General features: G+C 62.9%; 7 protein-coding genes and 1 pseudogene. 4 read left to right on the forward strand and 4 right to left on the reverse strand.

The window, feature by feature from the left end:
- Positions 1 to 12: 12 nt before the first annotated feature.
- Positions 13 to 579, reverse strand: coding sequence for a hypothetical protein (locus KA184_09860; protein ID MBP8129869.1), 567 nt, complete (start codon positions 577 to 579; stop codon positions 13 to 15).
- Positions 580 to 620: 41 nt separating this feature from the next.
- Complete coding sequence (locus tag KA184_09865; protein ID MBP8129870.1) at positions 621 to 1577, reverse strand: aldo/keto reductase; 957 nt, start codon at positions 1575 to 1577, stop codon at positions 621 to 623.
- A gap of 211 nt (positions 1578 to 1788) precedes the next feature.
- Here KA184_09865 and KA184_09870 point away from each other — a divergent pair, with 211 nt between their 5' ends.
- Positions 1789 to 3018 carry a hypothetical protein gene (locus KA184_09870; GenBank protein MBP8129871.1) on the forward strand — a complete coding sequence of 410 codons (1230 nt, stop codon included), beginning with the start codon at positions 1789 to 1791 and terminating at the stop codon, positions 3016 to 3018.
- 86 nt (positions 3019 to 3104) lie between these two features.
- Entirely contained in the window at positions 3105 to 5090 is a 1986-nt protein-coding gene (ppk1, locus tag KA184_09875; protein MBP8129872.1) for a polyphosphate kinase 1, read from the forward strand.
- A 443-nt stretch (positions 5091 to 5533) separates the two neighbouring features.
- Here ppk1 and KA184_09880 read toward each other — a convergent pair whose 3' ends face one another.
- Positions 5534 to 8686: an immunoglobulin domain-containing protein gene (locus KA184_09880; protein ID MBP8129873.1), complete on the reverse strand. Its 3153-nt coding sequence runs from the start codon at positions 8684 to 8686 to the stop codon at positions 5534 to 5536.
- A gap of 49 nt (positions 8687 to 8735) precedes the next feature.
- Here KA184_09880 and KA184_09885 point away from each other — a divergent pair.
- Positions 8736 to 8978, forward strand: a pseudogene (locus KA184_09885) (hypothetical protein).
- On the forward strand, positions 8918 to 9709 hold the full coding sequence (locus KA184_09890) for a hypothetical protein (GenBank protein MBP8129874.1): 792 nt from the start codon (positions 8918 to 8920) through the stop codon (positions 9707 to 9709). The pseudogene KA184_09885 and the gene KA184_09890 overlap by 61 nt, the downstream one beginning before the upstream one ends.
- Before the next feature lie 534 nt (positions 9710 to 10243).
- Here KA184_09890 and KA184_09895 read toward each other — a convergent pair.
- The coding region (locus KA184_09895; GenBank protein ID MBP8129875.1) for a hypothetical protein at positions 10244 to 10504 on the reverse strand (261 nt) is incomplete at its 5' end.

Consider the following 10504-nt stretch of genomic DNA (forward strand, 5'->3'; position numbering starts at 1 on the left):
GTACCAGTGCGGTCAACCTGCGCTCCTCTCCTTCGCCGCAATATGTTTCGCCAGCATGTCCATATAGTCTGCGCCGTGCAGCGTCCTGGCCAGCGCGACATGGTCCGTATCGTCCGCGAGACCGTCGTCTTCCCGGTATTGCCCCAGGTAGTGATGAATGAGTTCATGCGCCAGCACGTGCGTGTAATACCACAAGGACATCGAGCCGGGCTTGGGCCAGGACACAACGACATGGTCCTGCCTGTCATGACACTCGGCGTCAAACAGCGCCAGCGAACGCAGAAAACCGGCGCTTGCCCCTTCCAATCGCCACACCTTGGGCAGCGAATAGAGAATGACTGCGCGTTCGTTGCGCCAATAGCATCCGAATGGTTCTCCAATACGGTCGCTTTTCCGGGGCCGCAGCTCGATCCGCTTCAAACCCGCGATATACAGAAACGGCAACATGTGCAGGACGTGCGTGATGTCCTCGCGGTCCAGCGGGTGGACATCCCCCGGCGCCGCCGCTTCTTCGTGGACCTCAGGATATCGCAGCACTGCCGGTGTTCCGGACGGGCCGCCTGACGCACGCGCCGTCATCAATGTAACCCTCCCGCCTGCGTTCGTGTGCAATCACGCCCTTATGAAAGCCGCAACGCCTCCCGCTTGGCCTCCGCGATGACCCGCGCTGCCTCGTGCCAGTCCTCGGCAGGCAGGGCACCGTCCGCCGCGGGCACAATCGACGCGATATGCTCGGGTGTCTTGATGCCGACAATCGCGCTGGTTACCGCCGGATGCGTCAGCAGCCAGCGAATCGAGAACTGCGCCACGGTGAGGTTGTGCTTCTCCGCGAGCGGGCGCAGCGCATCGAGCGCGTCGATCATGCAATGGAAGGACCGCCCCTGATATAGCGCAAGGTTTCTGCGGTCGTCGTCGAACTGCGTGTCGCGCGTATACTTGCCCGTCAACAGGCCCCGATGCAGCGAGGAATACGTGATCACGCCGATCCGTTCACGGAGGCAGAACGGCAGTTCCCGCGACTCGGCCTCACGGTCAATCATGTTGTAGAGGGGCTGGAGCGACGCGACGTCGACATAGCGCAAGTACAGCGCCATCTGCTCGACGTTCAGGTTGCTCACGCCGAAAAGGCGCACCTTGCCTTCCTGCTGCAACCGGCCCAGCGCCGCAGCCACCTCGTCCGGCCGCGTAAGAGGGTCCCAGGCATGGACCTGAAACAGGTCGATGTAATCCGTCTTCAGCCTGCGCAGGGCGTCTTCACATTCCTGGATAATGAACGCATACGAGGTATCGGGATGCCGCCGTGCCTTTTTGAAGGTCCAGTAGAATTTCGTAGCGAGCACGAAATGCTCCCGATTCCCAGAATCCTGGAAATAGCCGCCCAGCATCTCCTCCGCGTAGCCATCGCCGTATGCGCCCGCCGTATCGACGAAATTCACGCCCAGTTCTACGGCCTTGTCCAGCGCCTTGCGCCACGGTCCAATGGCAACCTCGCCCCAGAATCGCGGCGAGAGCTGCCAGCAGCCAAAACATATCCGCGAAACGGTCAGACCCGATTTTCCCAGTTGTGCATACTGCATAGCTGTATCTTCATCCTTGTTCCGTGTCTGGCGCGCCGCGCACTGCCGGAGTCTACAGCCGGCTCGCCGTCCGCGCGGGTATCCCCGCTCCATAGCCGGAGTATGGGACATGCCCGGGGCAAGGTCAAGCCGGTCCGCTGGCGCGGCGTGGAATCCGCCGCGTATGATAACGGCATGGCACGATTAGGGCCGCAACAAGGGGAAGACGCCCATGCACTTGCAGTGTGTTCTTATTGTCCTGACCACAGTCGCGCAGGCGCCGACCCCGGCCGTCAGCAGCCAGGAAGACGCGCAGGCTGCTTATGAACGGAAGTTCCTCGACCGGTTCCCGGCCGTGGACCCGCCGCTGCCGCTCGAGGAATACGCTTCGGCGGCCCGCTATGACGCGCTGTATCTGGGACGCGACCTGGACGATGCGCTCAGCACGGTCGATAATGACCAAGGCGGCCTGGCGTGGGGCCTCTCGTACCGTATGATCTCGCTCAATGGCATGTATCGCGCCACCCGTGACGTGAAGTACCTCGAAGCCAACCTGCGCTGCATCCGCGCCGTGATCGCCGCAACGGACGACAAGCGCGGCAAGCCGTTGTGGACGGGCCGGGTCGTGCCCGCTTGGGGTTGCGACAAGTATGCGGAACGGGGACGCGCCGTGTTCGCCGTGCATACGGGCATCATCGCGGCCCCCATCTTCGATTTTCTGTCGCTCGTCAAGGAACAAGTCCCCCTGCGCGAATCGCTGGGGCCGGAGACCGATGCAATCCGAGACGCCGCACGCCTCGCCCTCGCGGTGCACGACCGGCAATGGCGCGACGGACCCGGCGCGGAGGAGGGCCATTACATCGGTATGGAGCAGGAAGACGTGCTGGAGAACAAACCGCTTCCCGGCAACCGGGTCAGCGCCATGGGCTGGGCCTTGTGGCTGTCGTCAAAGCTCGACGGCGAACCCGTGCACCGCGCCCGGGCGCTCGCACTGGGCCATTACATCAAGAATCGATTCACCCCCGCGCCCGACGGCGCCTATTACTGGCCATACTGGCTTCCCGAGCTGCCCGTCACGGAACCGGCCCCGCGTTCGTCCGTACCAGGCGAGGATACGTCCCACGCGGGGTTGACCATCGCGCTCCCGCTCGCCCTAGGGCTTGATGGGCAGGTATTCACCGCCGAAGACATGACGCGCCTCGCAAACACCGTATTGCTCGGGTTCGCACACCGCAACGACGGAATCCTGTACGGCAGGATCACGGGCACCCCGGAACTTGGCCCGGACTACGTCGCGCTGCCGTCCCGCTGGCTGCCCTTGGCCCGTTTTGAACCCGCAGTCCGTTCGCGCATCCTCGATTTCTATCTGAAATACCAGGGAAAACCGGGCCCCCTGGATATTGCGGACCTCCTCCTCTGGGGATTGCCCGGGGACAGCCCCGTTCCGCAAGACAACCCCTGAAATCAGCGTGGAGAACTCGGGCGGGCTGCCACGCCCGCGCTTTGCCATGGCGTTGCGCGCGTTCTTGTGCTATAGTCGCTTCTCTCATGAAAAACCTCCATCAAATACGGGAAATCAGCACGCTTTCGTTCAACGAGCGCGTGCTGCAGGAGGCAGAGGACGCGCGCAACCCGCTGATGGAGCGGCTCCGCTTTCTGGGCATTTTCTCCTCGAACATGGACGAATTCTTCAAGGTTCGCGTCGCCAGCATTCACCGTCGCATCGAACTCGGCAAGAAAGGCATGGCCGAGGTTATCGAAGTCGTCAGCAGGAAGGCGCAAGAACTGGAGGAGCGGTTCCAGGCGGCCTATGCGGACATTACGGATGCGCTTTCGCGCGAAGGGGTTCGCATTCTGACCGAGGAAGACGTGGATGACCAGCCGCCGGAACTCGGCGCCTGGCTGCGCGAATACTTCAGCGATGAAGTGCTGCCGCACCTGGTCCCGATCATTCTTCGCAAGGGGATGCCCTTCCCCCAACTCACCGACGGCGCGTTGTATTTCGGCGTGAAGATGTGGGGGGAACATGTGCGCTACGCGATACTGGAAATCCCGCCGCAACTGGCGCGTTTTGTTCAATTGCCCAACGGCGACATCATGTACATCGACGATGTCATCCGCTACATGCTCCATGAGGTCTTCTATATCTTTCAGTACAGCCAGGTCGGCGCCTATGAATTCAAGATATCCCGCGACGCGGAACTGGACATCGACAATGACTTTTCGGAAGGCTACGTGCGCAAGATGGAGCGCGTGCTGCGCCAGCGCAAAGGCGGGCGGCCGGTGCGATTCGTGTACGACGCGTCGATCCCCAGCGGTCTCCGCGACATCCTCCTGCGCGAATTGAAGGCAGGCAAGGACGACACGCTGATAGCGGGCGGCCGTTACCACAACATGCGCGACCTCATGCGGTTCCCGAACCACCGCGCGGACCTGTCGTTCGAGGCGCAGGAGCCGGCCAAGCACCCGATTCTGTCCGACAACCGCACCCCCATGTTGGACATCATCGAACGGCAGGACCTCCTCGTGACCTATCCCTTTCAATCGTTCGACCACGTGGTGCGGCTCTTGCGCGAAGCCGCCATTGACCCCAACGTCACGGCTATCAAGATGACGCTCTACCGCGTGGCGCGCACCTCGCAGGTGGTGAATGCCCTGGTAAACGCGGCGCGCAACGGCAAGCAGGTTACCGTCTCGATCGAGCTTCTCGCCCGTTTCGACGAGGAAAACAACATCCGTATTTCCGAGCGCCTGCTCGAAGTGGGGGCCACCGTCCTTTACGGAGTGCCGCCCATGAAGGTGCATTCGAAACTCATGCTGATCGCGCGGAACGGCACGCTCTACGCCGGATTGTCAACGGGCAATTTCAACGAGACCACGGGCCATCTCTACGTGGACAGTTGCCTTTTCACCGCGGACAAACGCGTAACCGGGGAAGTGGCTCAGGTCTTCGGCTTTCTCGAACAGGCCTCGAAAATGCGCACCATTGCCGCGCCCAAGTTCAAGCATCTGCTGGTCTCACCCTTCAATACGCGCAAGTTATTCAAGAAATACGTGGCGCGCGAAAAGGCGAAAGGGAGCGATGGGTATATCTTCGTCAAGGCCAATCACCTGACAGACGACAAGGTCATCAACCTTCTGATGGACGCCGCGGACGCGGGAGTCCGCATGGACCTTGTAATCCGCACCACGTACGCCATGCTGCCCCACCCCAACATCCACGCGGTCAGCATCCTCGACCGGTATCTCGAACACCAGCGCGTATACATCTTCGGCAAGGGCGCGGACCGCGCCGTCTTCATGAGTTCCGCCGACCTCATGGAACGCAATCTGGACTGGCGCGTCGAGGTGGCCTTTCCGGTCTACGACAAGAAACTGAAGCGAGAGGTTTCCGGGGCCATGGCGATCCAAATCGCGGACTGCTTCAAGGCGCGCATCCTCGACGAAGTACAGTCCAATCACTACAAGTCCAATGGTCCAGACGGTATTCGGGCGCAATACGCCACCTATCAGTACTACCACAACCTCTACTAGGCCGCGTACGCGAAACGCGCGCCCGCCAACACGTAGCTTCAGGAAAGAGAACCCTGCCCGCGCAACGAGTCCAACGGACCAGGTACGAAGTACCCCATCTCAGTATTACGGGCGCGAATGGAGTGCGCAAGACCCTGTCCGCGGTAGCTTTTGCGAAGCCGGATGCTTGCGCTTTGTGCTTCTCCGAACTTGCTCCGCCACAGGGCCGGGCAACAAGCCGCCGCACATGAAACGGCGCCGATACGGCGCCGAACCAATAAAACAACCCGCTCAGAAGGTTCGGAAGCAGACTGCTTACGCGGTTCTCCCGCTGTTTATTGCTGTCCCGCTCGTTCCGTTTGTCCCTTGCGGCCTTCAATGTCCTTTCCGCCTTCCAGAGACAGCAAACGGGGCCGAACGCGTGCTGCGTCCGGCCCCGCAGGGGTCCGATTATTGGGCTTGGCCTACTGTTTCTTGCGCCGCAACGCGGATGCGCCCGCCAGCGCCGTCAGACCGGCCGCGAGGCCCAGTCCGAAGAGCGATACCGCAGGAACGCCCGGTTCGACTTCCAGTAACACCAAGTTCGACGTGCGGACATCGGTGCCGTCGTCGCGCACGATGACGTAGTACGAGCCAGCGGCATCCACTTGTATGTCCTCGAGCGTAAGTTCGGGATTGGTGGTCAGTTCCAGGAGCTGATCCGTATCTCCCTCTTCCTTGTACCACTCGTAGCGCAACGGCGGCATGCCGCCCGAGCACGCGGCGTGGAATGTGTAGGTATCGCCTTCCGTCACATTCACGACAGCCGCGCCCTCCTCGAGAATGGCCTGGCCCAGGTGCGGGAACACGTCGAGCCGCACGGGTGCCGTGCTGACCACACCAGGACGTGAGTCGCTCGCTTCGCAGTAGTACACGCCCGCGTTGCTGAACTGCACGTTGATGAGGTCCAGCGGCGCCGTGAACGGGTCTGCGTTGCTCGTGATCAGCGGACGCGCCGGCACGAAGCCGCTGCCGTCCTCGCGGTCCACCAGCCACTGGTAAGACCGCGTGCCGCGGCCGCCCGTAGTCGACATCGTGAAACGCTGCAGGATGTGATTCACATACACCCGCACGTCGCCTTCGGGCGTCTGGCACGGCAGGGACTCGAGTGGCGGCTCGCGGTCCACGCCGCACGTGAGCAAGGTGCCCAGGATGACCCGCACGCGATTCGACAGGACGGACCCGACGCCCGCGGCGGTCACCTCAACCTGATAGTAACCTTCGTCCGTCGCAATGGACGGGAAAATCACCAGGTCGCGTCTGTGTTCACCCGGCGGCGCCGCCTCAGTATAGCCAATGATGCGCCCGCCGTCACTGTCGAGGATCGGGTTCATCGGCACAGACTCATCCAGAGGCTGATAGAACCACTGGTAGATCATCGAGTTCTCGCAGGACGCCGTCACGGACAACTGGATACCCGTGCCCTGGTCAGTAATCACATCATCCGGCTGGTCCGTGATGACGGGAGGATTCCTGACCATCAGGTACGCTTGGTCCGACGTCGTCGAGCCGGGAGGCGTATTACTGTTCGTGACGACGACCCAGTAATAACCTTCCTGGCTCTCCTGGATGTTGTTCAGCACCAGCGCCGGGTCGGGCGAATCCGTTACCACCGCGACACCGTCGTGGTACCACGTGTACTTGAGCGGCTCGTAGGCCGTCAGCGCCACGACTTCGAAAGCCGGGTTCAGGCTCTGGCCGGGATTCACCACGCGGTCATCCGGCTGGTCGATAATGCCCGGGTCGGTTACCGTGAGCGTCACAACCTGCGACTCGACCACGTAGCCCGCGCCCGACACCTGACACCGGTAGTACCCCTCATCGCCGGCCGGGTGCGGACCCGACTGCGCGTTCGTGATGACCAGATTCGGGTCAATGGGCGACACGGACACATCGACCCAGCTCATGGGATCATCCGGGTCTTGCGTGACCTGCCACGTGTACGACGAGATCGTGCCGCTCGCCAGCAATTCGAACGTGGCCGTAAAGCCCATCGGCACGGTAATGTTCTCCGGCTGACGGATGATTTCGGGCGCGCGTTCCACGCCGAGGCGCGCATGGTTCGAGGTCACGCTGCCCGTCAGGTTCGACACCGTGCACTTGTAGTAGCCTTCGTGAATGATCGCGATGTCCGTAAAGAACAGCGACGCCGAAAGCTCATTCACCACGTAGTCGGTAAACGCCGGCGGCAGCGGCGGCAACGCGTTCGCTATCGAAACGAACGGGCCGGGCGTGCCGGGGCTCGCCTCCGGCGCGTAAAACCACTCATAGTTCAGCGCAAAGCCCACCGCGGCGACGTTGAACACGTGCGTCGCATGCGGGAACTTCAGCGCGTCTTGCGGATGCTGCACAATAACCGGCGCCGGATAGATGTCCAGCCGCGCGGGCTGGGACACGACGCTGTTCAACTCGCCGGTATCGTTCCAGATGCGCACCTGGTACGACCCCACCACCGTTGTCGGCGGCGGCAGCGCGATGTTCGTGAACTGCAGGGTGGACGTCGCGGAGCCCGATATGCCGTTGACCGGGCGCGGGTCGTCTACAACCGACTGCCAGACGTTGTTGATGTTCGTTTCCCACTGATACCGTACGGGCGACCCGCTGTTGTCTACAACCGTCACGCTCATCGACGGGCTGGCGCCCGGGAATTCCGCGATATCTTGCGGCTGCGTGATGATAATCGGCGTCTGCAGCAATCGCACCGTGGCGCCTGAGCGGACCGTGGTCGTCCAGATTTGGCCCGCTTCCAAGAGGCCGCTCGTGCCATTGATCTTGCGCGCCGTGCCGCCCGCCACCTGCAGGAACAGGTTATCAACGTTGCCGCCGCTATTGTTCAGCACGAAGATCTGCTCGTACTGGTCAAACACATTGTCGCCGCCCGTGATGCGCTGTCCGATGATGCCCAGAGAACCGTCACCCAGTTGGAAGTCGGGCGCATTCGCAGGGTCTTCAACGATAGTGCGCAAGTAGTAATCCGGGACCTTGGGGTCGCCGACGCGCACCAGGCCTTCCGTCCCTGACGGGTCGCCGATCGGGCCCGGGCCGGTCTTCAGGACCAGGTTGGGCAGGTGCGGGTGGTCAGGCCATGTGTCGAACACGGTCGTACCCTTGATCTCGGAGTTGGTCGTTCGAGCACTCACGATCGACGTCGGCTGCAGGGTTGCCGGCTGGTTCGTGAAATAGGCGGCATTGCTCATGTTCGAAATGAGCGTCAATTTGCCGTTCGCCTCGGCATCACTGCTCGGACGCCCGTTCAGTGCGCGGATCGTCATGTCACGCACCAGCATGACGGAACCGTGGAGCTTGACCATGCCGGGCGTGCCGTAGCCGCCGTTGCCGCCTTGGCCGCCCTGGCCGCCGAGTGCGCCCGTGCCGCCGTGACCGCCGTCACCGCCACGGCCACCAGCGCCGCCGTCGCCGCCTTCCGCGCAGCCGACCAGCGGAATGCAGAAATCATCGCCACTGCTGCCCGCGGCGCCCGCGGCGCCCAAGCCACCCTGACTAAACGCGCCAACGCCGCCGCTGCCCCCGCCGGGAAGCCCGGGGGAGATGGCGCCGGCTGAAATATCCACTGTCATGGCGGTAGTCACCTGCAGCAGCCCGCGGGCCGAGAGGATAACCGCGCCGCCGCCGTTGCCGCCTTTGCCGCCACCGCCGCCAGCGCCGCCCGAGCCACCGGAACTGCCAAGGCCGCCTTGCCCCCCGTTTCCGCCACGGCCACCAGCGCCACCGTTGAGGATGCCGCCGAGCAAGCCACGCCCGCCGCCGCCGCCGCCACCGCCGCCGCGGCCGCCGCCACCGCCGCCGCCTTGGCCGCCGCCCTGGGCGCCGCCGCCGCCGCCGCCGCCGCCGCCGCCGATACCGGCATAGACCTCAAGCGTATTCGGGGAAATCGTAAATACGCCAGAACTCCCCTGCACACCGTTGCCGCCGGATTCGCCCTGCGTCCCTGCGTACCCATCCTGACCGCGCCCACCGGCGCCACCGGGTTGACCGTTATCTCCGTCGATTCCTCCGGCGCACCCCGCGGATCCCCCGCCGCCGCCGCTCTGCGAACCCGTGCCGCCGCTGCCGCCTTGGCCCAAGTTGCGCCCGCCCACACCGCCGGAGCCACCCGCGGGTCCGGACGCCTGAATGTTGAATCCGGCGTAACCGGAAGAACCGCCCTGACCATCCGCTCCGGTGATACCCTGATTGCCAGGGGTGCCATTGCCGCCGAACTGGCCAGCGATGCCATTGTCGCCGCACTCGAAGATGCCGCCGCCACCGCCGCCCTGGCCGCCACCGCCAACACTACCTGCGCCGCCGCCGCCCAAGCCGCCCGCGCCGCCGGACGAACCCCCGCCGCCCGCGCCGCCCGCGCCGCCGCCGCCGCGGTTGACAACACCGCCGGATACATTGATATCCGCGCCAATATACATGTCCTGGTCCGCGGCAATGACGAGCGGTCGCGTACCCTGCACGGTCACGTTTACTCCTGCCGGTATCACCACGTTCTTGAAGCGAAATACCTGCACACCGCCCTGAACCTCGTTCGCGAAGGCAAAATCGTCCGATACGCCTCCCGAACCGATCATGGTGCCGGCGGTCGTGTTGAATGACAGGGAAGCCCCGGGGTTTGCCCAGAGATCGCCGTTTCCAGCGTTGCCTCGATAGTACTCCTGGGGCTGTGCGGATACGGCGCCGCACAGGACCAGCAACAACGCCGCCAGCGTGACCCCGAGCACCGCCGTACTCCCCGTCACCGGGACTAGCGCGTCACGTTTGTATGAATAAAGCCTTACCATTCTAAGTGTCCTCCAGCATGCAGCCTTGCGTAGGTGCCTCCTCAGGTCGACTACGGTTAGACCTCACTTACCCAATTTATGGTTAACAAATGGAATCCCTGCGACACACGCCGCATCCTTCCATTAACGTCAATTCTCCGCGCATTCTTGCGCAACCTTGTGCGTATCCCGGGGCTGGTCTCCCCCTCCTCGCTGGACAAAGGAGAACAAAAACCGCTCCGCCCCCTCCTACTTCTATTATAATTAAAGCTGCTGTTTTGTCAAGCAACTATATTACTCATGCTTTTCATTGCCTTCGCCACCGCCCGTCCAGCGGGGATCTCTTTCGCAATGCAGACTGTCTCCTTTCTATGTTTCTTCCGCCGGACCCGGGGCATACCCGTCTTCGGTCAACACATCGCAGTGGTACGCCGAGCCGGGCGAATTGTAGAACTGTATCCACCGCAGCAGTTCAGACATGTCAATTGTCCAGAGCGGCTCCCCATAGTCGCTGTCGTGGCGCGGACAGTCCTGCGCGCCGGCCCCGGGCTGATACCCGTCTTCCCCGGCCGCATCGCAATGGTAGCCACCGCTGTTATAGAATTGAATCACGCGAAGGACCTCGCTGAG

It is taken from the genome of Candidatus Hydrogenedentota bacterium (assembly GCA_018005585.1).
Taxonomy (GTDB): domain Bacteria; phylum Hydrogenedentota; class Hydrogenedentia; order Hydrogenedentales; family JAGMZX01; genus JAGMZX01.